Source organism: Arcticibacter tournemirensis (assembly GCF_006716645.1).
In the GTDB taxonomy this organism is placed as follows: Bacteria; Bacteroidota; Bacteroidia; order Sphingobacteriales; family Sphingobacteriaceae; genus Arcticibacter; species Arcticibacter tournemirensis.
In genome coordinates, this window is sequence record NZ_VFPL01000001.1 from 3,235,842 (window position 1) to 3,260,318 (window position 24,477).

The following is a 24,477-nucleotide window of genomic DNA, read 5'->3' on the forward strand; positions in this document are numbered from 1 at the left end:
ATGACACGTTTGTTCCGGAGCAAGAAATTTGGAACCATAATATTTGTTATGCTTTAATCAAAAATAAAATATTTAGAGGTTTCCTGATCATTGGTCTGAAAATTCTTGTTCGACGGATACACCACAGAGTTTGACAATCGAATATTCTCGTTATTGAGTGTTGTATGTATCTTAGCCGCCTTGTAATTTACTGTCTATAATTTCATTCTAAATATTAATGAAGGCTCTGTTGCATTTATATCTCAATTCGTATCGCGGACTTACAAAACCAGCATGGATGCTCGCGCTCATTATGCTGATCAATCGCAGCGGAGCGATGGTCATTCCGTTTCTTGGGATTTATATGACACAATCCCTGCATTTTAACATTAAAGACACAGGTACTGTATTAAGCTGTTTCGGAGTGGGGGCGGTTTTGGGATCCTGGCTGGGAGGATGGCTCAGTGATAAAGTTGGACATTTTACTATTCAGCTCAGTTGTCTTCTGTTATGTATCCCTGTTTTTTGTATCCTTTCTGAGCTCACTAATCCTCTGTCATTATCAGTGGGCGTTTTTACTTTAAGCCTGATAACCGAGACATTCCGTCCGGCAAACTCTGTTTCTATTGCCTCCTATTCTAGTCCCGAAAGCATTACCAAAGCTTTTTCGCTGAACAGGATGGCGATGAACTTAGGTTTTTCGATAGGACCGGCTTTAGGAGGGTTTCTTGCTGCATTCTCATATCATTGGTTGTTTTATGGAAATGCTATAACCTCCGGCGCAGCCGGGTTTGCGTTTTACATGTTTTTTAGAAAGCGAAGGGGGAATACGGACAAAAAGAACGTTCCCAAAAAGACAGATGCTGATGTATCTATACGATCCATTTCCCCCTGGCGTGATGGTAAATTTCTGGTATTTACTATCTTATGTTGTTTCTATAGCATTTGTTTTTTTCAGTTGCTCAATACTCTTCCATTGTTTTACAGGGAAGCTCACCACTTAAGTGAATGGGATATAGGTTTGATATTGGCTTATAGCGGGTTAGTGGTATTTTCGCTGGAGATGCCCCTTGTTCATATAGCGGCCAAAAGACTGAGTACTTCTGCTTCTATTATACTTGGAACCGTGTTGTGCGGAGCTTCGTTTTCCATTCTGACGTTTCCGGGACACTTACCGTTATTGTACTTTTCAATGTTTTTACTTTGCCTCTCAGAAATACTGGCTATGCCTTTTATGGCTACAGTAACGATGAAGAGGGCTTCTGAAGGAAGACAGGGAGCCTATATGGGAATGAACTCGCTTTCTTTCTCTGCGGCACATATCCTTTCTCCTTTTCTCGGAACACGTATAGCCGACCACTTTGGATTTAACATTCTCTGGATCTCGACAGGAATACTTACAATCATCACTGCTCTCGGCTTTTGGATGATAGTGAAAAAATTATAACACTAGTATGTAAAAGAAGCAGGGAGTTTATTCCTCTGCTTCTTTCTTTTCCTCCAGTTGTTCCTTATCCGGAACCGGTTCTATGTTATCATTATCCGAGGTTACTGTTTCGATATCATTTCCCGGATGTTTAGTGGTGTTTTGATTGTTTTCGTTCTTGTCTTCTTTCGGATCTGCCATATTTATTGATTTTACTTATAAGTAAGGGCATACAAGCAAAATTGTTTGGCCGCTATCTGAAATTTCTCCCTTTATAAAAGACTTCTCTGCTATCCAAAACCGGAGCAGTCGTTTCATCTCCATTGGCCAGCGTCAGCAGGGGCAGGGTATCTTCATTTGTCCGGGTTAAGCCCCGTAAAAGACTGTTCAGATTGAAACAACGACTGGACACCACATGAATCACTTCACCTTCAACCTGCAATTTACCTTCAACCATCAGGAGCCGGGACTGTATTATTTCTTTCCGGTATTTATCAAAAAGCTTCTCCCATACCACAATATTGGCATTGCCGGTTTCATCCTCGAGGGTCATAAATAATATCCCTTTAGCTGTTCCGGGCCGTTGCCTTACAGTGATCAATCCCGCTACTCTTACCCGTTCACCATCCTTTAGTGTTTTTAAGTCAGCAATCCGTTTGTTGTGGAGCAGGTCGAGCTTTTCGCGAACCAGGGCGACCGGGTGATTCTTTAGTGATAAACCCGTTGCAGCGTAATCCTGCACTACATGCTCGCTTTCACTCATTAAGGGCAATTCTATCTGCAGCTCTTTTACGCTTTCTGATGGCTGGCCTTCAAAGAGCGCAACAGGACGGTCTCCAAGAGCCGATACCTCCCATAAAGCTTTGCGGCGGTCTGAGCCTAAGGAGCGGAAAGCATCCGCATCCGCCAGTTTTTCAAGTGCAGCTTCAGGTACGCCAGCCGCGCGAAGCTGATCAACATGAGAATAAAAGGGTTTCCGGTCATTTGTCAAAAGCAGCATATCCTCCTCCCTCAAACCCTTCACCTGCCTGAAACCTAATCTTACTGCATAATGATCACCTTCTTTTTCTTCCAGGGTATTATCCCAGTAAGAATAGTTCACGTCTACTGGCAATACTTTAACCTGATGATCCCGGGCGTCCCTTACAATTTGTGCGGGTTGGTAAAAGCCCATGGGCTGACTGTTTAGTAGTGCTGCGCAGAAAACGTCGGGATAATAATATTTCAGCCAGGAAGATATATAAACCAGCAGAGCAAATGAGGCTGCATGACTTTCAGGGAAACCATATCCTTCAAAACCCTGCAATTGCTTGAAAACTCGTCTTGAAAAGTCTTCTTCATAACCCCTGGCCACCATACCATCCACTAGTTTTTTCTCATAGAGATATAATTTGCCATTCGCTTTAAAGGTAGCCATGCTTCTGCGAAGTTCATCCGCCTCGCCAGGGGTAAAGCCAGCCGCCACAATGGCGATTTCCATCGCCTGCTCCTGGAATAAAGGAACCCCGAGGGTGCGGCCTAATATCTCTTTCAGTTCTGCAGAAGGATAAACAACGGCTTCCTCTTCGTTGCGACGCCTTAGGTAAGGGTGAACCATATCTCCCTGTATGGGGCCTGGTCGTACAATTGCCACTTCAATCACCAGATCATAAAAGCACTTAGGCTTCAGGCGTGGCAGCATCGACATCTGTGCACGGCTTTCGATCTGGAACACCCCAATGGTATCTGCATGGCTGATCATTTCATACACTTTAGCATCGTCTTGTGGTATATTTGCCAGCGTTAATTCCCTGCCATAGTGTTTTAATACCATATCGAAGGCTTTGCGGATCATGGTTAGCATACCAAGACCTAATACATCCACTTTCAGGATGCCGAGTGCTTCCAGATCATCTTTGTTCCATTCCAGTTGTGTGCGGTTTTCCATACGGGCATTCATCACCGGACACAAGTCAGACAGCTTGTTATCGGTAATAACAAACCCGCCGGTATGCTGGCCCAACTGCCTCGGAAACCCCATCAGCAGCGTGGTAAGTTCGAGGACCTTTCGGATAAGAGGGTCGTGCGGGTTCAGTCCCTGCTCCCTCAAGCGTTTTTCATCAAATCCCTCTTCACTGAAATCCCAAATGGTCGCCCCGATGCGTTTAATGGTATCTTCCGATAGTCCCATTACTTTACCTACATCGCGGATAGCGCCCCTGTGGCGTTCTTGCGTGACCGTAGCAACGATGGCAGCATGGTCGCGGCCATAATCTTCATAGATATACTGAATGATCTCCTCGCGGCGCTCATGTTCAAAGTCGACATCAATATCCGGCCATTCTTCGCGCGCATCAGACATAAAGCGGGAAAATAATAATCTTGACTTCATGGGATCTACTGCCGTAATGGAAAGGCAATAACAAACCGTTGAATTAGCAGCAGAACCGCGTCCCTGATGCAGGATCCCCAGTTCTTCTGCCTTTTGAGTATACTTATACACCCGAAGGAAATAGGGGGCGAGCTTCCGTCGTTCAATAAAAGCCAGCTCAAAATCAATCTGTTTTCTGATCTTGTCAGGAACAATCGCTCCATATCGTTCATGTGCGCCCTCCCAGGTATATTTAGTTAAGCGCTCCTGAGGTGTGAGGCCGTTAATAACCGCTTCTTCAGGTTCGATATATTTAAGAGCATCAAGTGAAAAAGTACAGGCATCCGCTATTTCCCGAGCATTATCTATCGCTTGAGGATATTGCCTGAACAAGCGGTGTATTTCATCAATTGGTTTCATATAGCGTTCTGCGTTAGCATGAAGCCTGAAACCAGCCGAATGAATGGTGCATTTTTCGCGAATGCATGTTAATATATCCTGCAATTCACGTCGCTCATTATCGTGGTAATGTATGTCTCCTAGGGCCACCAGGGGGATTCCAAGATGCGAGAGACGGTATAATCTTTTCGCATCATCACCACTATAGGACCGTGTTGCCGCCATATAAACATCCTTGCCGAATACGGCACGATACTCTGCTACTGCACTTTTGAAATCTTCATCATAATCAAAGCCTTCGTTCAACGTTTCAGGAGGGATAATAATGAATTTAATTCCTTCACGGCGTTCATAGACATCCTGCTTATATAAATGACATTTACCTTTCTCTGTCCTTAGGTTTCCCGTGCTTAACAAAGCCGAAAGCCGGCCATAAGCTTCCAGGTCTGTAGGGTAAGCTAATAAACCGGGGCCATCCTGCAGATCCAGTCTGCAAGCAGGAATAAATTTAATCCCCAGCTTCTTAGCGATGATATGCGCCCGTACTATGCCAGCAAGGCTGTTGCGGTCTGTAATAGCCAGAGCTGTATAGCCGTAAGCAGCAGCCTGCTCCACCAGTTCTTCAGGATGTGAACCTCCGCGAAGGAAGCTGAAGTTGCTCGTTATTTGCAGTTCGGCGTATTTCATCATTTCAAGCAAAAAATCCATGTAAATACCACTGTGGGGCAGCATCATAATGTCCTGAGCGGAAGAGCCAGTAACGGTTCCCATCTGAATCTTCAACAACGTAATAATCCCGGTGTTCACCTTTCTCCAGCCACCATTCGCGTTCAATGCGCTCAGGTCCGTCTGCCTTCTCCACTGCATGCCGCCTGCCTTTATAGGTAAATACTTTTGGCGGATAATCGGGCAGGAGCGCCATGACTTCAACCTGTTCAGGTTTCGGAAGTAAACGGATAGGGCGAAGCCTGTCTGTACGCCACGCAGTTACCGGTATTTCGGATAAGGATGCCGCCTCTTTTACCGATCGTTCTGGCCAGTAATGTTCCACTGGCAGGTATCGGTGAATCCTGTTTGCACCCACTTTACCCGCAAGCCTGTCGAGCAGCTCCGCTAAAGCAGAGTCCTGTAAACCGGGGTTTCCGGCCCATAACTTTTCCTGCAACACATCAATATCATCTACTTTAGTTGCCTCCAGCAGAAAAAGTTCAATTCCAAGGCCTGGCTCGATCTTGCTGACCTGTAATTCGAGCAATTTGAATATATGAGATATGCTATGCGAGCCCCGGTTCGTACTGATACCCGTATGCACCATTTTACCATCCACACGATAACATTTGAGTACAGCTTTACGAATTCCCTTTCCCTCAGCTTTGAGCCGTAAACATAATCCTTCTAATAAACGCTGTATAGCGATTTCAATTCCTCTGGCGGTCTTTATAGGCTCTAAACAGGGAAGTCGTTCTACATAAGGTACCGGAGGGACTAAAGGTATAATCTCTTCATTCTCCTGGTCCAAAGCCTGGGCCAGTCTCAGTAAAAATGCTTCGCCAAAGCGCCTTCGTAACACCGAACGCGGTATCTGCATAAAACTTCTAATGGTGCTGAACCCTAATTTTTGCAGCTTCTCCAATACAGGGGCTTCCAGCCGCAGCGCAGCAGGAGGGAGGTTCATCAGGGTTTGTGCCTGCCTGCCGCTTTCAATTATCGGTGTTATTTTACCAAAGCGGGCAACTGCCCATGCCGCTCCAATGGTATCAGCTATGGCAGCGCGGGTATCATAACCTGATGCACGCAATTTGTTAACGATGTTTTTAAGATAGCCCCTTTCGCCTCCCCATAGATGTGCACAACCCGAAATATCCAGGATCAGACCATCCGGCAGGTTAACAGCTACAACCGGAGTATAGCGAATACACCACAATCCCAATTGACGTAAAAGCCGTGCTTCCTTTCCCGGAATGTAATTCAGTATCTGCAAATTAGTGGTAATGGCTTTAGCATCTGCTGCCGCCATTCCAGAATAGACACCCTGCGACTCCGCAACCGGATTAGCAGCAGTGATGATCATGCGATTTCGCTCAGGAGCGACAAAAACAAAGGGTATTTGTCGTAATTCCGGCTTTCGAAGGCTCAGCCAGTCTGTCGTCAGGTTACGAAACCATATAGCCATAAAGCGTTTCTGCATACTCAACCCACCATCAGTTTTTGCGGTTCAACCATTCGCATGTTTATATGCCTGAATTTGCCATCAGACCATTCCATGATCCAGCTTCCAGGCTTTCCATTCCGTACCCTGAGCAACTCTACCTGCCATCGCGGAAAGCCGAGACCCGGCAATCCGTCTACAGGTTCACTGGGTAACGACTTAATCTTCCATCTGGCAGCACAAGCCGTCGAACCCATTTTGTCCGTTTGATTACGAATAACAAAGCCGGTTACATGACTGTGCTCAACAGCCAGTTGCAACCGACGCGACTGTTTAAAGTCAATATCCTTCAACTCGCCTGCAACAGCAGCCAATCCCGGGCATTTAAGTGCTTCCTCCATTACCCATAACACCTCTTTATCTTTCGAAAGGCGTATAAATATTACTCTGTCTGGTTCAACTCCAAAAGCTTTCAAGGCAGGGGGAAACAAGTCTTGCGAAAGTCCGGCCCATAAACACACACCACCATTCTGCATCAGTACTGACATTAATCCGGTAACAAAGCCCGCGCTGGCGGCAGATTGTTCTGTATTCGAGCATACCAGTTCGTGTACCGAACCCAATGGAAAAACACCATTGGGAAAGGCTGATTCTACAGCACCCAGTCCGACCAGTTCCTGCGTACCTGCAGGTGGCGATTTATAGCCTTCCCATTGCAGAATGTTCTTTTGCAACCGGCTTATGAGTTCTTTTCTATCAGATGCAGTTGTCATTACTAATAATCGGACAGCAAAAATAATGCTAAAAATATTAGTATTAAAATAATCGGAGAACTATTTCAAATGGAGATGGACACCCCCTGTGTTGTTAACCTGAAGCCAGGAGTTACGCAGATGTCATCATCGTGTGCTTACTCTCAGTCTATATGTATTCCTCTATAGACTTAATATTTACAAAAGACGCTTAGAGTCAAATGAATCGTAGTACGTTATGATATCGAAATACCACTTATTTAGTGTACGATTCAGGAATGAAAGAAAATATTGGTTAATTTAATAAAGAGCCAAGCTACATTTAATACAAAGACTCTACTACCGGACAAGAAGCACTGCAGCATATATACAAAAGGTCAAGCTGATAAACCGGTGCACAATGGTCATTTCGTCTTATTTCAGAACCGCCAGTTGACAGATACTGCCAATGAGTTCGCTGGCGCTACAGGGTTTTGGTAAAAACAGATCAGCACCTGATTTAATCATGAGCGCTTTGGTTTTATCATCTATTAATGATGAGTGGGCAATAATGCCAATTTGAGGCCAGTTCATCTTTATATATTGAGCAGTTTCAAAACCATTCATTACAGGCATTTCTATATCAACAATCAGCACTTCCGGCAAGATCAAACTGGTTTCGATTTGTTGTATGCCCTTTTTCCCATTTTCCGCCTGAAAGACGAGTGCTATACCTGAGTTCTTTAGCATCCTTGCTATTATAAAGCGATAAATCTCATCATCATCTATTATTGCTGCTGAAATAAGTGGAAGTCTCATTGTTTTGATTTACTTTATATATTAGTTTTGTTTTTACTGATTACCTTTTTGTACCATGCTGAGAACGTACTGCTTTTCTTGAATCCCAGTTCCATCGCCAGTTGTTTAGCCGTCTTTTCCTTTCCAGATAACATTCCCGACACATAGTTTATTTGCAAGTTCCGGAAGTATTCAAGAGGCGTAATCCCATGTGCCATCTTAAAATCGCGCTTGAGTTTGGAAGCCGATATATTGCAGCTGATTGCAAGGTTATTAATCCCAGGGAATTTATACGGAGCATGCTGTTCTAGAATCTTGGTTGCCTTCAGCATAACATAGTTGTGTTCTTCTTTCGAACTACTGTTTGAAACCTCTTCTTCGATAGTAAGCTTAAAAAAAAAGCGGTTAGTTCAAATAAGATACTAAAAAGCGAGGGCTGATAATGATAGCTTCTGCGCTTAAACCGTAAAACATCATATAAACGGTCTTGTAGAAAGATTTCAGCCCTGACAGCCGATCGATACGACAATATATGGCTGAACATGTCAGCATTATTAGCATGACATTGTCGGTTCATAGTACTATCCTGGTTAATTAGGTCGGCCAAATAGCTACCTGTAAAGATTAACCGGCAACATCTTAATACAGTTCCCTTCTCCAGAAGAATTTCAATTTTACTCAAGGGGCGCAAAAAGATAACATGGTCATTTGCCCAATGGGTTTCCTGAGGATCACGGTAACCTATTTTCCCCAAACTGTAAAAAATATTAATTGAAAAATAACCTAAAAGAGCATCTTTTGCTTCTAAAATATAACGATTATTCGCCTTAGCCTGCATTTCAAGAGCGAGTAACCAGAAACCATTAGCTACCTTTTCATAAAAAACCTCACCAGAACTTTCTTTATCATCAATATAAAAATGATGCCCGGAAACTAAGGGCACGAAACTCGGGTGTTGCCCAAAGTATCGGGGATAGACGAAGGGGGTAGTTCTGTTTAACTTTATATTTTGCCATCTTATAGATGAATTTTTCATATTTTAAGAAATTGACAGGCTCTGTCTACCTGTTATAAGGCTTTTATGTTTTGTTAGCGGTACGAGCATCGTGATAGGTAAGAGTGTATTGATAAACTGGTCAAGCCGTCGTATCTTTCTTTGAATAGCTTAAGTTCAGGCGGTCTGGCAGAAGTGGAAGTCCATTGATTGCTCATATGTTTGAGAATAGTTTATAGATGCCGTAATATTAAACAAACCTTATGTTATCAATAAGCCCAAATATTACCAGATAGGCCAGACGGCCTAAATTTGACGTTATGATGTTTGAGCTATACGCCTTGTTTATATTACGGCCAATATGAGCTAGTGAGTGACATTCTTTAATATTAACGGATTTACGTCTCCATGTCGTTTTGTTGATATAATAATTTTCTGAATGCTTTTTTAGCTAAGTTTATGTTTATTGGACTATTTATTATGTTTTTTTTATTTAAATGCATAACTTAGAAGTGTCCTGAGAAATGATGACTGAAGAAATTACCGATATAGCAGATGACAAACAACTCCTTGAACGGGTGAAAGCCGGCGACAGGTTGGCTTTTGGGATGATTTACAGTAAGTATTGGTCTAAATTATATATATATGCTTATAATATTCTCAGGGAGAAACATAGTTGTGAGGATATAGTTCAGGAAATTATGACGGATCTTTGGATACGGAGGGATGTATTGCAAATTGAATCGCTAAAGGCTTTTTTTCTGGCAGCAACACGATTTCAGGTACTGAAGGTCATCCGATCAGGAAAAGTTAGAAGCGATTTCTTTACACAAGATCACCAATTACCGGAAGGTTATAATGCTGAACAGACCATTCATAGTAAGGATATAAGCTCAATCGTTGATGAGCACATTTCTCAATTACCTGATAAGTGCCGTGAAATTTTTACTCTAAGCAGAAAGGAGCAGTTATCTAACCGGGAAATTGCGAAAAAGCTTGGAATAGCACAAAAAACCGTAGAAAATCAAATAACTATTGCTATTCGCCGTCTCAGATCCTCTCTCGGCGATGTTTTAGCTTTCATTCTTTTATTCTATACACTCCTTTAATATTTTTTCGACTTCCTTTTATTAGTTTTTTGTTAATAAATAATAATTTTTTGAAGATTTCTTTGGGGGTAAAGAGGGGATTTGGGGTACTTACAATCAAATCCCGTTATGGAAAAAAGAAAATTTCAGAAGATAGTCACAAAATATCTTAGCGGAAAAGCTTCCGCAGAGGAGGAGAAGCTCCTGGTTAACTATCTTGATAGTTTTCAAAAAGACAATGAAGGCTGGAACCTCCCCGAAATGGGAGAAGAAGAAATTGTGGGGAATGAACTTTATCAAAAAACGCTACAGGAAATTAAGTCGCGGGAAGAAAGAGGGAAGGTGTTCAGATTGCGATGGCTCTCGGCGGCAGCATTTGTACTGGTGTTTCTATCCGGGTTGTATTACACCTTACAGAATCGTAATCCGGTTCTGACAAGCAAAGCAGAAAGATTCAAAAATGATGTTTTGCCGGGCACTTCAAAAGCCACTCTGGTTCTGGCAGATGGGAGACATATCACGTTAGACGGTAAAGAAAACGGAGAGTTAACGAATGAGGCGGGTGTTATTATAAAGAAAACTAAAGAAGGTCAATTAATCTACGATCTGTCGAAGTCCCCGAGTTCATCAGCAAATGCATCGGATATCATTTATAATATAGTTTCTACTCCCAAAGGGGGGAAATACATGCTAATGTTGGAAGATGGCACAAAAATCTGGCTTAATTCTGCTTCGTCTCTGCGCTTTCCTGTTGAATTTATTGGAAATACGAGAAGTGTAGAGTTAACAGGCGAAGCCTATTTTGAGGTGGCTAAAAACAGACAAAAACCGTTTCTTGTGAAAAGTCGGGGAACAGAGGTAAAGGTACTTGGCACTCATTTCAACATCAGCTCTTATGAGAATGATCCGGCAGTGAAAGCTACTTTATTGGAAGGATCTGTAGAGGTTTCAAATAATCATAAAAAAGTATTGCTAAAGCCCGGTAATCAGGCCGGAATTTCAAATACCGGGATAAAGATCATTGAAAATGCCGATACAGAGATGGAGATGGCCTGGAAAAATGGTTTTTTTCAATTTAAAGATGCAAGGCTGAAAGATATTATGAGGCAACTTTCCCGGTGGTATGATGTAGAATTTGAATACAGTGGAAAGCTACCCGACGAAGAATTTACAGGTATTATCGCACAATCAGTGAAAATCTCTAAAGTACTGGAGATGCTGGAGCAGGGAGGCGGGGTTGCATTTAGAATTGAAGGAAGAAAAATAACAGTAACATCAACACAGGAATAAATTTAATAACCCAGATATATATGATAATAAACAGTACTTAAAGAATATTCAGAGGGTTAAGAAATAATACCTGCTCCGGATTGCGCCCCGGAGCAGGAAGTGTTACCCTGTCTCCAGGAAAGGCATTTGGATAACATGTTCAGGTTAACCCCATTCAAATTATTACCAATCGTTTCATTTAATCAGCATTAACCCAAACAGAGCAAAAGTATGAAACATGCTTTACTTTACCAATGCAGATACCTCAGTATCTGTCTGAAAATCTTTATGCTGCCCTATAGGCAACATTCAGGAACATTATTCTCGCAATTAGTACGGATTATGAAGATTACGGGGATTATAATACTGGCCGCCTGCCTCCATGTCAGCGCCGCCCTTTATTCTCAAAAGGTAACTCTTAAGGAACAGAACAGTAAGTTGTCAGATGTATTCGTTCGTCTGCGTCAGCAAACAGGATACAATTTTATTTATAATAATAAGCTCCTGAAGAAGGCTGTACCGGTTACTGTAAATGCAGCTGATGAACAACTGGAGGAAGTACTTGGTTCAATCTTTAAAAATCAGCCGTTAAGCTTTTCTATTATTGAAAAGACAATCGTTGTAAAGGAAAAGGAAAAAACAGTTTTATCCGAAATTACAAACTATGTAAAGAACGCGATGGAGTCGGTAATCCCCGACGGTCCGGTGAGGGGTATCGTGACAGACGAAAGGGGGGATCCGCTTCCGGGGGTGACTATCACACTGACAATACCAGGTGCGCAAGCAAGAAGTGTGGCGAGTAATGCGGATGGTAAATATTCATTTAGTGCTGTGCCATCCGGAGCTGTGCTTCTTTTCAATATGATTGGATTTAAGCGACAGGAAATTGCGGTAGCAAATAAGGAGGTAATTAATGTAAAGCTTCAGCCTGACGTTAAAGAACTGCAGAATGTGGTTATCACGGGATATCAGGAAATCAAAAAAGACAACTATACAGGAAACGCTATCGTTATCAAAGGTGACGACCTTAAAAAGACGAATCCGCAGAATGTGCTGAAAGCTATTCAAAGCTTTGACCCATCTTTCAAGTTACTGGAGAACAACCTGGCGGGATCAGATCCTAACGCAATGCCAAGAATTAATGTTCGTGGAGCCACTGCATTACCGGCGATTCCTACAAATGCTGATGATTTAGTAAACCGTGAGAATTTATCTGCTCAATTTAACCTTCCCGCTTTTATACTGGATGGTTTCGAAGTATCAGTACAAAAGGTAGTCGATTTAGACATTAACCGTATAGAATCGGTAACCCTGCTCAAAGATGCTGCTGCAACGGCCGTATATGGTTCGCGTGCTGCAAACGGTGTAATGGTGATCACCACAAAGGCTCCTGTTTCAGGGAAGCTCCAGTTATATTATAACTCTGAGCTCCAGGTTACAGCTCCGGATCTCTCGGGATATGATATTTTAAATGCAGCCGACAAGGTTGCGTATGAACAGAAGGCTGGTTTGTTTAGTACTCAAACCGCTGGTGTGGGTGACAATACCCAGGACAAACTGGACGCTGAGCTGTTTATCCGGCTTAAAAATGTAGCCAGCGGGGTAAATACCTACTGGCTCTCTCAGCCACTGCGTAATGCCTACGGACAGAAGCATTCTCTGAATGTGCAAGGCGGAGACCAGACTTTCAGATATGGTGTCGATTTGCGTTATCAAACCATGCCAGGTGTAATGAAGGGTGCGACAAGGGACAGGTTTAGTGGCGGTATGAACTTTACGTATAACCCTTCGCCTAAGCTTCTCATCAGAAATGACCTTTCTGTAAACCAGACGAATGGAGTTAATTCCAATTATGGCAGCTTCTCAACATACGCAAGTATGAACCCGTATTATCCGATAAGAGATAGCGTAGGAAGAATTGTACAGGAACTGGCGAACTGGCGTGTAGATACCTATAGAGAGGGGAGCGACCAATACATAAACAGATACGTATTTAATCCATTGCATGAAGCGAGTTTGAGCAATTTCAGCAAAGAATCATATTTTGAGATGATTGATGCGTTATCTGCCGACTATAAAATATCCGGAAGTTTGCGGTTGAGGGCTTTGATAAGTCTGAATAACACCATTAGTAAATCTGACAAGTTTCTTTCCCCTTTTAGCAAGGAGTTTTATGATTATTCAACTAACGACTTAAATAAAAGAGGAAGTTATGATTACTCCAACACCAACAGGCTTGGTATAGACGGTACAATCTCATTAAGTTACAATAAGCAGATCAATGATCACTTCTTCAACCTGGTAGCAGGCACCAATGTACTGTCGGCGAAGTCCGACTTTAAGTCGTTTTCTGCTCAGGGTTTCTCGAACGACAGGTTCACAAATGTCGGTTTCGCCAGGATTTACAAAGAAAATTCTTCGCCAGATGGAGATGTACTGATCCAGAGAACCCTGGGTGCTTTTTTCTCGGGTAATTACTCTTACAAAAATAAATACCTGATGGATGCTTCTTTTCGACTGGATGGATCATCTGCTTTCGGAGCCGACAGCAGGTTTGCACCTTTTTGGGCGCTAGGCCTGGGATGGAATATCCACAATGAGAACTTCCTGAAGGATAATGCATTTATCAGTCAGGTTCGTTTAAAAGCCAGTACAGGTATCCTCGGTTCTATTGGCTTCCCGGCGTACATGTCGCGTTCTATTTATACTTATTACAGCAACAACTGGTACTCTACCGGAATCGGTGCCGCTACCAGCAATTATGGAAATACCAACCTGGAATGGCAAAAAACAGAAACTTATGATGTCGGCCTGGATATCGGGTTCCTGAAAGATCGTTTTGTGATCTCCCCGCGGTATTACTACAAGCTAACCAAAGGCTTGATCACCGACATCAATCTTGCTCCATCTACTGGTTTTACAACGTATAAAGAAAACCTCGGCGACATGAGCAATAAAGGGTACGAAGTTTACCTGAAGGCAAATCTGTTCACCCGTAACGATGCTTATATCAATATTACCGGAAATATAGCCCACAATGAGAATACAATTGTGAAGATCTCAAATTCATTAAAGGCCTTTAACAAACAGATTGACGATATACAAAAGGATGAAAAGAATAAACTTTATGCGATGCCTTTACTTCGCTATAATGAAGGTCAGTCCCTCAATACCATATATGGAGTGAAATCTCTGGGGATCGATCCTGAAAATGGCAAGGAGATCTTTGTAAAAACAGATGGTTCTTTAACCTATGAGTATGATGTAAGGGATACACGGCCTATTGGTAACAGTACCCCCGTGGTTGAAGGCAATATTGGCAGTTCAATAGGTTACAAAAGGTTTACGCTAAGCTTTAATTTCTGGTACAGGCTGGGTGCGGACATTTACAATCAGACTTTGGTTGATCGTATAGAAAATGCTGATCCCCGCTTTAATGTAGACAGAAGAGCGATGACTTTACGTTGGTCGGAGCCTGGGGATGCCGCTTTGTATAAGAACATCCAAGATCTGACACCAACAAAGGCCAGCTCACGGTTTATACAACGTGAAAGTCTGATAGATCTTCAGTCGGTATATCTTTCTTACGATTTTAAACGCGACTTAGTTCGCAGGATAGGATTCCAAAACATCCGGGCTTCGGTTTCAATGAACGACCTGTTCAGATCGTCTAGCATAAAAATTGAAAGAGGTATCAATTCACCATACGCGAGAAGTGCAACGTTCTCGCTACTTGCGGCATTTTAATTTAAAATATATGAAGCACTATATATATATCATACTCATCGGGCTGGCTTTTTCTTCCTGCAAAAAGTTTCTTGATGTACAACCAGAGTCGGATGTTACAAAGGAGGATCTGTTTAAAACAGAGGAGGGCTTTAAGGAGGCGCTGAACGGGGTGTACAACCTAAACGCCGAAAAATCATTATACGGAGAGAACCTTACTTTCGGCAATCTGGATATTATGGCTCAAAACTATGATTTTACCGACGCGAATCCACGTAAGGTACAATCATTCCTGTATGAAGATCAGTTCCTTATCAGCAAGAACGATGAAATTTGGGCCTCGGCCTATAAAGCAATCGGGAATATCAACTCGATACTGGAGGCCGTTGAGAAGAACAAGGGCGTTTTATTTGATAAAAACTACGAACTGATTAAGGGCGAAGCGCTTACTTTGCGGGCCTATCTGCACTTTGACCTGCTTAGGATGTTTGCTCCTTCGTTCGTAAGTAAACCGAATGCCGTAGCTATTCCATACGTAACCATCGTATCGATTAAAAGTACTCCGTTCTCTACAACCACTGAGGTGTTGAATAAGATAATTGCTGACTTAACGGAGGCGAAACAACTGTTAAAAGTTGCCGACCCTATTTTATCTGCAGGTTATATTGTTGGTTACCCTGACAAAACTTATCCTGATGATTTTCCAGAGGCAATGAAATCGACAGAGACGAGCAGTAACTCGCTCTTTCTTCAGAACAGAAGACACAGAATGAACTATTACACTGTTTGCGGAGAATTAGCAAGGGTGTACTTGTATAAAGGCGACATGGTGAACAGCCTGGCAAATGCAAAAGAGGTAATTGATTCGGGCAAATTTCCATGGACAAAACAGCAAGACTTTTTCAGTAGCAATTCGCAGCAGCGGGATAAGGTGTTTTATCCTGAGATCATCACTGGTTGGTATGTTCCTCAATCGCAAGAGCTTCTCAATCGTTTGTTTTCAAACGATAATCCAAGCAATGCGCCTACTATTACACAAAAGGAGTTTATATATGAGAAAGGAAGTGTGGGAGCAGAGGACTGGAGGTTCAGGCAGTGGTTTCGTGATGTACCAGTCAATAATTCACCAGGGCGCTCTCTGGTACAAAAATATACATGGAACGGTACTCCTCAAAGGAATATGCACCCTACGGTGGCACCTGCGATGCGTTTATCTGAAATGTATTACATAGCAGCAGAAGCAACCTTTGATACCGACCCTGTAAAGGCAACCGCTTATGTAGACAGTGTGCGTTTCCATAGAGGAATAGGAGTAGCGTTGCCTAAAACGATCGCAAAACCAGACTTTATCAGAAAGCTGGTTGAGGAAGCACGTAAGGAGTTTTATGGTGAAAGCCAGATCTTTTACATGTATAAAAGGCTGAACAGGGATGTTATCAATACCAACGGAATGGTCTATCCGGCAAGTGATGAGATCTTTGTTTTCCCATTACCATTAGATGAATTAGCTTATAGAAATTAAATCTGGAATTACCATGAAACGATATTTTATATATACTTTTCTGCTAGCCTTGTTTCTATCGGCCTGCGAAAAAAACGACATATCTTTATATGATAGCGACGTTGACAACATCTATCTGAATTATCTGGATGACAAAGGAAAGAACGATAGCAGTATAGTTACTTATTCGTTCGCCGGCAGTCCCGGCCTGGCGAGTGATACCATCTGGATTCCGGTAGCAGTTGCCGGGAAGCGGGTTAACCGCGACCGAAAATTTGTGCTGTCTGTAGTAGATACTTTGACTTCAGCACAAAAAGATATGCATTATGAGCCGTTAAAGCCCTTTTATATCATGCCGGCAGATTCGGGTAAAACAAGGGTGCCTCTGATCATTAAAAACACCGATCCCCAACTGGCAAACACTTCGGTGGTGCTCTCGCTGCGCATCATACAAAGCGAAGATTTTGCAGCTGAACTGCCGGTTGCTATCCGTACCAAAATGTTTGTGTATTCGAACAGGCTGGAACAGCCTGCCTGGTGGGTGTATTGGATGGGAAATCTGGGCACATATAGTAGAACGTCTCATAAGTTGTTTCTAATTTCCGGAGGACAAGACTTAGTCATTCCTACGGCGCCAGACGCCTATATGGGAATACCCAGAACCCTGTACTATCTGGAGAATGTAAAGAACTTTACTGTTGATCCTTTTACATGGATTTTAAGGAATCCTGAAAAAGGATACGTGCTGGCTAAGAGAAATGATGGAACTGAAGACTACGACTTTTATCAGAAAGAGTCTCCTCTGGTAAAAATTCATCTTAAGTTCTTTCCCCAGGTGAACCGCTATTTCTTTATGAACGAGAATGGGAATCAAGTTATTTTTAACTAAGGCATATCATGAAAAGTAAGTATATATATCTTTTAGCCATTGTGGCTCTGTTTTATACCTCGTGTAAGAAGGATCTTGGAAACTATGATTATTCTCCTCCTTCAGAGCCAGTAATTGAAGGTATCCGGAATGCAAATATCCCTGCGCTGATTGGCGATTCCTTAATCATAAAACCGAAGGTAAGCCTGGCAGGCGCTGATCCGCTGACGGACCTCAGCTTTGAGTGGAGAATCCTTTTATTAGAAGAACTCCGTGAGCTGAGTTTCACTGGTTATCCATTTAAAATGCTTTTCAATCTAGGCACAGGTGAAAGGGCTGCAAAACTTATAGTAACAGACAAGCGGAATGGTCTCATTTATAAATATGAATTCAAGATCACGGGTACTACCCAGTTTTCTTCAGGAACAGTGATCTTAAGTAATGAGGGAGGAAAGGGCAAACTTTCTTTCGTAAAATCCGACAATACTGTTCTTGCCAATATTTATGAAACACTGCAGCCTGGCCTTGTTTTGCCAAACAACCCGGTGCAGCTTTATTATTCCAAACCCTTACCATACCAGCTATTAAGCAAAGAGGAATACTGGATCATGTGCAATGACGCCAGCTCTGGCAGTGTCATTGTTAATCCAAGTACATTATTCTTTAAAGAAAATTTCAGATCTCAGTTTTTCCTTCCTCCATCCACGGTTACCCCCGGGCATTTGGAGACCTTAATGGGAACCATCTCCCATGGTGTGATTAATGGAAAGCTGTATGTTGGTATTCAAAGTACTGCTCCATTTGCTCCTGACTATGGGAAGTATGCAAATCCACAACCGGGAGATTATGAGCTGTCGCCAATGTTCACAAAGGGAGGTTCTTTCTACCTCGGATATGACACAAAAATCAAGGCCTTCGTTGTTTTTGATGGTGGAGGATCGTATTTAGGAACCAATTACGGAACCGGGACCGCCACTACGCTTCCTTTCAATCCCAAGAATATCGGGATGAGTAACCTGGTGTATTTTAAAGCAAGTGAGTCTGGTACCACATATGCTTTTTTCAGGGACGAAACAGGCACCTGGGAGTATAGATTTAATAACAGGCTTAATGAAGGAACTAAAGAAATTGTCCCTGAGCAAAAGAGGAAATTCGCAGGCTCGTCATTGGTGCTGGCAGATTCAAAATGGGTGCGCAACAACTTAAACGTATTTTATTTCTCGTCGGCCGATAAGATCTACCGGTACAATCCGATTAATGAGGAGGTGCGGGCCCTTGACGCGAATTTTGGCGGCAAGAAAGTTTCAATGATCAAAATCAGTGCTGACGACAATACCCTAACTGTTGGTGTAGAAGGAGCCTTATATAGTCTGGATGTTACTGTTGGCAAAAACGGAAATATTGTAGAGGCCAAAACAATAAATGGAATTCCAGGATCTCCGGTTGACGTCCTGGTTAGAACTAATTAAATAACATAGAAATGAAACTACACTATTTGATTTTAGCTGCGATGGCTCCGGTCTTCGTTGCTGCACAAACTCCGAACTTTACCCTAACCGGTAAAATAGGAAACCTAAACAAACCAGCAAAGGTATATTTTGACTATACAGAGAATGGAAATAATCATATGGATTCGGCTGATGTGGTTAACGGGGCGTTCAAGTTCTCGGGTAATATCACAGGAATAGCCTTTTCCAGGATGACGCTTTCCCATGACGGCAAAGGGAAAAATAATGAAATTTATGCTAAGGGAGCCGGAGACGTTATCTATTTCTATTTTGGTGCTGAGAACATTAAGGTGACTTCCGTCGACTCACTGTATAACGCCAAATTCACAGGGTCGAAAGTGTACAACGAGATGCTTGCTTTTGACAAGGCGACAGGAGAGACAGTGATGGCTATTAACCGTACAGCCAATCTTGTTATGGAGAGGGCCACGCCCGAACAGCAAAAAGACCCTGAATTCTTTAAGGCACTGGATGTTCAGGTAAAGGGAAAAACAGCTGCACGAAAAGACAAACTGGTACAGTTCGCAAAAAACAACCCTGATTCTTATTTCTCTGTTGCGGGATTGACCGAAGCTTTTAATGCTTACAGAGTACCGGTGACCGATATAGAAGCTGTATTCAACAAGCTGAGCGAACAACAGCGCAAAACGTATGCGGGGATAAACCTGGCGAAGCTTATCGAGGCGAACAGTACAACTGCTATTGGAGCCAAAGCGCCGGTTTTTGCTCAGAAAGACACGACTGGAAAGCCCATAGCTTTAACTGATCTGAGAGGTAAATATGTGCTGGTTGAATTTTGGGCGAGCTGGTGTCATCCTTGTCGTCTGGAGAGCCCCAACCTGTTAAAGCAGTATCAAATCTATAAAGAAAAAGGATTTGAGATCCTTGCCGTATCCCTGGATAGTGATAAAGGACGATGGATCGAGGCAATAACCAAAGATGGCTTAACCTGGCCGCAGGTTTCCGATTTAAAGGGGTCTGGCAATGAGGTGGCAAAGCTGTATGGTGTAACTGCCGTGCCCGCAAATTTTCTGGTTAGTCCTGAAGGGAAAATTATTGCCAAAGACCTGCGGGGTGAAGATCTGAACAAAAAACTGGCGGAAACGCTGAATTAAAAGGATTCATACCGGGTAGTGTCAGTTTTATGAAGTCAATAAGATTTTTCAAAGTAATAATCACGGTCATTCTTTCAGCAGCAGCAATACAATCTGTTGCTGCTGAATTGAAGGGGGCAAAAATAGCACTTAGAGTACTCTACGTAGGTTACAGTCCTGAAAGACCGATGCCTGCCAATGTGGTTTATTACAGTACAGTTCCCAAAGTAGTTGAGCAGGTCTACAAAACAAGAATGTCCGATTTTAAAGCTTTTCTTGAAAGCCGGTTCAGCAAAGTCGAAACAGTGGATGTAAGAGATTATACTCCTGACATGTCCAATAATGCTGATGTTACTATTCTGGATGCCGGCCCGGTGAAGTTGCCCGCTGATTTTAGCCGGCCTGTAGTTCTGATGCATGCTATGGCGCCTAACGTTGGCTTGCCCATAGGGCTGAAATTCGACTGGTACTGCCAGTGTCTTGAAGATGATGCGCTAAACATCAATACGAAGCATGAGATCTTTAATTCGCCTATAAAAGTCAAGCTGACGATGGTAAAAAGGCCTACACCAGAGTCATTTTTCAACGGTTTCCAGGGTCTGAAAACTCCGAAAGAAATGCCGATGTGGAAGGTGATCAAAGAGGAATCATCCGCCACGGAGAAGTATATTATTGGGATGGTCTCTCACGGCGAGGGATTTAACGATTCTCCGGACGCGGAGTCTATATCCGGAGGTGTATGCCTTAAAAATGCGGAAGCAGTGGCACTTGGACGACAGGGCAACTACTTTATGTGGGGATTCTCGGCTTCGCCGGATCACATGACCGATGAAGCGAAAGATGTATTTGTAAATGCTGTTTGCTATATCCGGAAATATGATCATCAGCTGCCGATAGTAAAGAAGGTACAGATCGAAACCCGTGAATGGATTGACGAGAGGATGTACCGTACTGATAAGTCGCTGTATGAAAAGGCGATCATTTCGCGACAGGAGGGTAATGCCCGGATGCTGAAATTACAGCAGGACTTGAAAGCTAAGAAAGCTGCAGGGGAAGATATTGGATACGCCAACGAAATGTTCCTCAAGATGCCTGTTAGTAATGAAACGGAAAGTTTTGCCGACTATTTAAAGGGGCAGAATGGTGCTGAGCTGTTCAGTCGCTTTGGCGAGAACACAGCCTTATATCATAAGTACTACCGGGATAATTACGAGTATTTTTATCCCTCTGATGCTTATTCCTTACAGCTCGACACAGATGTCCAAAAACTGCGCATTTCGAACAGGAAGATCGGGCTTCTCGAAAAATGTATAGAAATGCTGGAAAAAAATCAGGATCCGGCAACGGCTCAAAAGATACTGGAACGGTATACCACAGAGAAATTTACAACCGCAGCGGATTGGAGAAACTGGTTTACTAAGAACAAGGCGAAGTTGTTTTATACAGAAGCCGGCGGCTTTAAGTTTATGGTCAATACCATTGGGGCGGCTTCATCGCCGGCCGGTGAAAAAGCAATGATCATAGACGATAATAACGGTGCGACAGAGCCAACGTTAAGTGATCCTGTATCGGTGTCTGCTAAACTTGTTTATGCGGCCGACAGAAAAAGTGCAGATCTGTTCATTTATGCTAACATGTTGAAAGGATGGCATGTGTATGCCTTTGTTCCTTCGGGAAGTCCCTTTATACAAACAGAACCGCGACTTGAGTTACCGGAAGGAGCCGTTACAGTTAAAGACTGGCAAACGCCGGCGGCTTTGCCTTTCCCGGACGACAAGGGCGTTTTTATATTTGAGGGGAAAGTGTTCTATAAAATGAAAATTGACTGCAGCGCTGTAAAGCCTGGTTCAGTAATTAAATGTGGTTTGTTTTACCAAACCTGTAACGACAATAAGTGCCTTCAGCCTACCACAAAAATGGTAGAAGTAACCATCTGATGAAAAAACATAAGCTAAATACACTATTAGTAGCCATATTCTTTATTACCATCCACAATGTTCTTTACGCTCAGAAGTTTGACAGAGCAGGCATAGAGTGTACAATACATAAAGCGGTGAACAAAGCGTACAACACCAGCGTGAGGATTTGGGGGTTTGACATAGTTAAGCAAATGCAAACCAGCGGTCAGTTTAGCGGAGTTGTGGTGAGTGCCGAAGGACACATTCTTACAGCGGCACATGTAAACGTTCCGGGCAACACCTACAAAGTAATGTTCGCCGATGGAACTGAATATTTCGCCAAAGGCCTGGGAGAAATCGAGCTTGCCGGCAACAGGACCATACCTGACGTTGCTATGATGAAAATCATGGGCAAGTTTAAAGGCCCTTACGCTGAAATGGGCTGGTCCTATTCACTGAAAAAGGACGAACCTTGTATCAGTATTGCTTATCCCGAAAGCCTCAACCAGCCCTTGCCAACAGTGCGGTTTGGACGGATTGCGGATCCGAACAATAAGTACGGATTTGTACAATCTACCTGCATCATGGAGCCCGGCGATTCGGGAGGTCCGTTGTTCGATTACTTCGGGCGGGTGATAGGACTGCACAGCGCCATTGACGTTTCAGAAAGTGACAATTTTGAAATACCGGTAGATCTTTACAGGAAATACTGGACAGCCCTGAACAAAGAAGAAACATATAAAGAATACCCCCAGCTAAAAGACACCATAGGGATAGATCCCTTGATTGGTAAAATTATAACAGTCCCGGGACTTCAAAAACCGGAGAAGAACTTCACAGCCCTCATTTCCAGATTAAATACGTACTCTCTGCCGGTTCAAAGCAACATAAATGATATTGTCCAAACAGTATTTGGAACTCTCTTTTCATTAAAGGGATCTACATTCGATAAAAAGTTCGATAACAGAAGCATCCTGGTTAGCAAAAGCTCAATGGTAGGAGAGGATCCCGGTGTAGTATGGAAAGGTAAAAAGATTGAAGCCAGGGTAATTCTAAGGGATAAGGAAACCGACTTGATACTGTTAGAAATGGATTGGAAGCGCAATAGTGGGATAGAGGTTGCAGAATTAAGCCCCGATACATCAGATTTTGAGCAGTTAGGCAAATTCCTCATATCTCCTCTGGGCGGCGATACCAGTAAAATAAGTGTATTGGGCAGTCGGGAAATCAGCTTACCGAAACTAGCCAGTTCTGCCTATCTCGGCACAGAGGTAGGGATGAAGCAAGGCTGGGTGACATTAACTGATATTAAACAAAGCTCTCCGGCCGCTGAAGCCGGCCTGAAACAAGGAGACCAGGTGCTGAACCTTAACGGCATAAATATCGAAACCTCTGATGATTTTTCAAACGCACTTAAAAAATACTGGCCGGGCGATGAGATTAAGATCAAAGTGATGAGGCCTGACAGTTTGCGTTCAGTAGATATTACGCTGATAAAAGAAGTTGTTTTGGGAAGCCGGCCTCAACGCAATAATGGTCACCCCGCCGAAATGTTCGCGGGCGGCAAAAGCAGCAGACGCGACGGTTTCGCAGGGGTGTTTGTCCACGATGCAGTTCTACGCCCCGAACAGTGCGGAGGGCCTGTTTTTGATGCTACAGGCCGTTTTTACGGTATAAATATTGCACGCTATAGTCGCACAGCTAGCTTGATTATTCCTTCTCAGTCTGTTCTCCGGTTAATCGACAGGTACATACAGTCTGAACTATCTGCATCGATGCTTTCGAAGCAATAGACTACAACACAGAGTTAAGCCAATTGCCTCGTTTTTTTGAAGACCCTATTGTCATTGTTTAATAATATTATTTCTTATTGGAACGATTGTTCCTAAATAGAAATACATTTGTGGAATGATTGTTCCATTATAAAATCAATCATTCAAAACATGAAAAAATTATCAAACAAAGTAGCGGTTATAACAGGAGCTTCAAAAGGAATTGGAGCAGGTATAGCCAAAAGTCTTGCAGCAGAAGGTGCATCTGTAGTAGTGAATTATGCATCATCTAAAACCGATGCCGACAAAGTAGTAGCAGAAATCGTTAACAATGGAGGAAAAGCCATCACCTTGCAGGGTGACGTATCGAAGGCAGCCGATGTTAGTCGTTTGTTCGACGAAACCGCAAAGGCGTTCGGACCGGTTGACATTCTTGTTAACAATGCCGGAGTGTATAAATTCGGACAAATTGAACAAATCAATGAAGAGGATTTTCATTATCAGTTCAATATCAATGTGCTAGGCTTGCTGCTGGCAACCCAGGGAGCTTTGAAAAATTTCAACTCAGCTGGAGGTAGTATCATTAATATCGGCTCGGTAGTGAGCAACATCGCTCCGGTAGGAAGTTCGATTTATACTGCCACAAAGGGGGCAGTAGATTCAATTACTCATGTTTTATCGAAAGAACTCGGCCCTAAAAAAATTAGGGTAAATTCTATTAATCCAGGTATGGTAGAAACAGAAGGGACGCATGCCGCGGGATTCATTGGCAGCGATATGCACCTGGAAGCGGAGCGAACAACGCCACTGGGGCGCATTGGTCAGCCGGAAGACATTGCTCTGATTGCTGTCTTCCTTGCTTCCGACGAATCCAGATGGTTGACTGGCGAAACCCTGCTGGCTGGCGGTGGTATAAGATAACCCTGC

The 24,477-nt window shown here is 43.0% G+C and carries 18 protein-coding genes; 11 read left to right on the top strand and 7 right to left on the bottom strand.

The features are described from left to right. Positions 1 to 217: 217 nt before the first annotated feature. A complete protein-coding gene (locus BDE36_RS13660; RefSeq protein WP_141815312.1) occupies positions 218 to 1,426 on the top strand; it encodes an MFS transporter in 1,209 nt (402 codons plus the stop codon). 27 nt (positions 1,427 to 1,453) lie between these two features. On the opposite strand, the gene BDE36_RS23750 is transcribed toward BDE36_RS13660, so the two are convergent. From BDE36_RS23750 to BDE36_RS13690, 7 genes are all read right to left on the bottom strand, one after another. After that, complete coding sequence (locus BDE36_RS23750) at positions 1,454 to 1,606, bottom strand: hypothetical protein (protein ID WP_161973330.1); 153 nt, start codon at positions 1,604 to 1,606, stop codon at positions 1,454 to 1,456. Between the two features lie 52 nt (positions 1,607 to 1,658). After that, the gene (locus BDE36_RS13665) at positions 1,659 to 4,925 is read right to left on the bottom strand and encodes an error-prone DNA polymerase (RefSeq protein ID WP_317132921.1); all 3,267 of its coding nucleotides are present in this window, start codon (positions 4,923 to 4,925) and stop codon (positions 1,659 to 1,661) included. Next, positions 4,846 to 6,327 (bottom strand): Y-family DNA polymerase, encoded by a 1,482-nt coding sequence (locus tag BDE36_RS13670; protein WP_244939617.1) that lies wholly within the window; start codon positions 6,325 to 6,327, stop codon positions 4,846 to 4,848. The genes BDE36_RS13665 and BDE36_RS13670 overlap by 80 nt, the downstream gene beginning before the upstream one ends. A 17-nt stretch (positions 6,328 to 6,344) precedes the next feature. Further along, a complete protein-coding gene (locus tag BDE36_RS13675) occupies positions 6,345 to 7,076 on the bottom strand; it encodes an ImuA family protein (protein ID WP_141815314.1) in 732 nt (243 codons plus the stop codon). A gap of 393 nt (positions 7,077 to 7,469) precedes the next feature. After that, positions 7,470 to 7,853, bottom strand: coding sequence for a response regulator (locus tag BDE36_RS13680; protein WP_128767387.1), 384 nt, complete (start codon positions 7,851 to 7,853; stop codon positions 7,470 to 7,472). Positions 7,854 to 7,867: 14 nt separating this feature from the next. Then, positions 7,868 to 8,164: a helix-turn-helix domain-containing protein gene (locus BDE36_RS13685; RefSeq protein WP_128767388.1), complete on the bottom strand. Its 297-nt coding sequence runs from the start codon at positions 8,162 to 8,164 to the stop codon at positions 7,868 to 7,870. Beyond that, complete coding sequence (locus BDE36_RS13690) at positions 8,158 to 8,868, bottom strand: hypothetical protein (RefSeq protein WP_128767389.1); 711 nt, start codon at positions 8,866 to 8,868, stop codon at positions 8,158 to 8,160. Before BDE36_RS13690 ends, BDE36_RS13685 begins: the two co-directional genes overlap by 7 nt. 482 nt (positions 8,869 to 9,350) lie before the next feature. On the opposite strand from BDE36_RS13690, the gene BDE36_RS13695 reads away from it, so the two are divergent. The 10 genes from BDE36_RS13695 (at position 9,351) to BDE36_RS13740 (ending at position 24,471) form a co-directional block, all read left to right on the top strand. Further along, positions 9,351 to 9,935 (top strand): RNA polymerase sigma factor, encoded by a 585-nt coding sequence (locus BDE36_RS13695; RefSeq protein WP_141815315.1) that lies wholly within the window; start codon positions 9,351 to 9,353, stop codon positions 9,933 to 9,935. Between the two features lie 108 nt (positions 9,936 to 10,043). Beyond that, a complete protein-coding gene (locus tag BDE36_RS13700; protein WP_128767391.1) occupies positions 10,044 to 11,204 on the top strand; it encodes a FecR family protein in 1,161 nt (386 codons plus the stop codon). Between the two features lie 321 nt (positions 11,205 to 11,525). Then, positions 11,526 to 14,930 carry a SusC/RagA family TonB-linked outer membrane protein gene (locus BDE36_RS13705; protein ID WP_141815316.1) on the top strand — a complete coding sequence of 1,135 codons (3,405 nt, stop codon included), beginning with the start codon at positions 11,526 to 11,528 and terminating at the stop codon, positions 14,928 to 14,930. Positions 14,931 to 14,940: 10 nt separating this feature from the next. Then, complete coding sequence (locus BDE36_RS13710; RefSeq protein ID WP_141815317.1) at positions 14,941 to 16,431, top strand: RagB/SusD family nutrient uptake outer membrane protein; 1,491 nt, start codon at positions 14,941 to 14,943, stop codon at positions 16,429 to 16,431. Between the two features lie 13 nt (positions 16,432 to 16,444). Continuing rightward, the gene (locus tag BDE36_RS13715) at positions 16,445 to 17,299 is read left to right on the top strand and encodes a DUF4843 domain-containing protein (RefSeq protein WP_141815318.1); all 855 of its coding nucleotides are present in this window, start codon (positions 16,445 to 16,447) and stop codon (positions 17,297 to 17,299) included. Between the two features lie 8 nt (positions 17,300 to 17,307). Next, positions 17,308 to 18,747 (top strand): PKD-like family lipoprotein, encoded by a 1,440-nt coding sequence (locus BDE36_RS13720; RefSeq protein ID WP_141815319.1) that lies wholly within the window; start codon positions 17,308 to 17,310, stop codon positions 18,745 to 18,747. Between the two features lie 11 nt (positions 18,748 to 18,758). Continuing rightward, positions 18,759 to 19,901 carry a TlpA disulfide reductase family protein gene (locus BDE36_RS13725; RefSeq protein ID WP_141815320.1) on the top strand — a complete coding sequence of 381 codons (1,143 nt, stop codon included), beginning with the start codon at positions 18,759 to 18,761 and terminating at the stop codon, positions 19,899 to 19,901. Between the two features lie 29 nt (positions 19,902 to 19,930). Then, on the top strand, positions 19,931 to 21,817 hold the full coding sequence (locus tag BDE36_RS13730) for a protein-disulfide reductase DsbD domain-containing protein (protein ID WP_141815321.1): 1,887 nt from the start codon (positions 19,931 to 19,933) through the stop codon (positions 21,815 to 21,817). After that, complete coding sequence (locus BDE36_RS13735; RefSeq protein WP_141815322.1) at positions 21,817 to 23,571, top strand: trypsin-like peptidase domain-containing protein; 1,755 nt, start codon at positions 21,817 to 21,819, stop codon at positions 23,569 to 23,571. Before BDE36_RS13730 ends, BDE36_RS13735 begins: the two co-directional genes overlap by 1 nt. Before the next feature lie 150 nt (positions 23,572 to 23,721). Beyond that, positions 23,722 to 24,471 carry an SDR family NAD(P)-dependent oxidoreductase gene (locus BDE36_RS13740; protein ID WP_141815323.1) on the top strand — a complete coding sequence of 250 codons (750 nt, stop codon included), beginning with the start codon at positions 23,722 to 23,724 and terminating at the stop codon, positions 24,469 to 24,471. Positions 24,472 to 24,477 lie beyond the last annotated feature (6 nt).

Bases quoted from the DNA above. Each gene is read 5' to 3' on its own strand.
- BDE36_RS13695 (WP_141815315.1), top strand. From the start codon at position 9,351: ATGATGACTGAAGAAATTACCGATATAGCAGATGACAAACAACTCCTT.
- BDE36_RS13665 (WP_317132921.1), bottom strand. From the start codon at position 4,925: ATGGGAACCGTTACTGGCTCTTCCGCTCAGGACATTATGATGCTGCCC.
- BDE36_RS13660 (WP_141815312.1), top strand. From the start codon at position 218: ATGAAGGCTCTGTTGCATTTATATCTCAATTCGTATCGCGGACTTACA.
- BDE36_RS13685 (WP_128767388.1), bottom strand. From the start codon at position 8,164: ATGCTGAAGGCAACCAAGATTCTAGAACAGCATGCTCCGTATAAATTC.
- BDE36_RS13735 (WP_141815322.1), top strand. From the start codon at position 21,817: ATGAAAAAACATAAGCTAAATACACTATTAGTAGCCATATTCTTTATT.
- BDE36_RS23750 (WP_161973330.1), bottom strand. From the start codon at position 1,606: ATGGCAGATCCGAAAGAAGACAAGAACGAAAACAATCAAAACACCACT.
- BDE36_RS13675 (WP_141815314.1), bottom strand. From the start codon at position 7,076: ATGACAACTGCATCTGATAGAAAAGAACTCATAAGCCGGTTGCAAAAG.
- BDE36_RS13700 (WP_128767391.1), top strand. From the start codon at position 10,044: ATGGAAAAAAGAAAATTTCAGAAGATAGTCACAAAATATCTTAGCGGA.
- BDE36_RS13720 (WP_141815319.1), top strand. From the start codon at position 17,308: ATGAAAAGTAAGTATATATATCTTTTAGCCATTGTGGCTCTGTTTTAT.
- BDE36_RS13740 (WP_141815323.1), top strand. From the start codon at position 23,722: ATGAAAAAATTATCAAACAAAGTAGCGGTTATAACAGGAGCTTCAAAA.
- BDE36_RS13690 (WP_128767389.1), bottom strand. From the start codon at position 8,868: ATGAAAAATTCATCTATAAGATGGCAAAATATAAAGTTAAACAGAACT.
- BDE36_RS13705 (WP_141815316.1), top strand. From the start codon at position 11,526: ATGAAGATTACGGGGATTATAATACTGGCCGCCTGCCTCCATGTCAGC.
- BDE36_RS13670 (WP_244939617.1), bottom strand. From the start codon at position 6,327: ATGGCTATATGGTTTCGTAACCTGACGACAGACTGGCTGAGCCTTCGA.
- BDE36_RS13680 (WP_128767387.1), bottom strand. From the start codon at position 7,853: ATGAGACTTCCACTTATTTCAGCAGCAATAATAGATGATGATGAGATT.
- BDE36_RS13715 (WP_141815318.1), top strand. From the start codon at position 16,445: ATGAAACGATATTTTATATATACTTTTCTGCTAGCCTTGTTTCTATCG.
- BDE36_RS13725 (WP_141815320.1), top strand. From the start codon at position 18,759: ATGAAACTACACTATTTGATTTTAGCTGCGATGGCTCCGGTCTTCGTT.
- BDE36_RS13710 (WP_141815317.1), top strand. From the start codon at position 14,941: ATGAAGCACTATATATATATCATACTCATCGGGCTGGCTTTTTCTTCC.
- BDE36_RS13730 (WP_141815321.1), top strand. From the start codon at position 19,931: ATGAAGTCAATAAGATTTTTCAAAGTAATAATCACGGTCATTCTTTCA.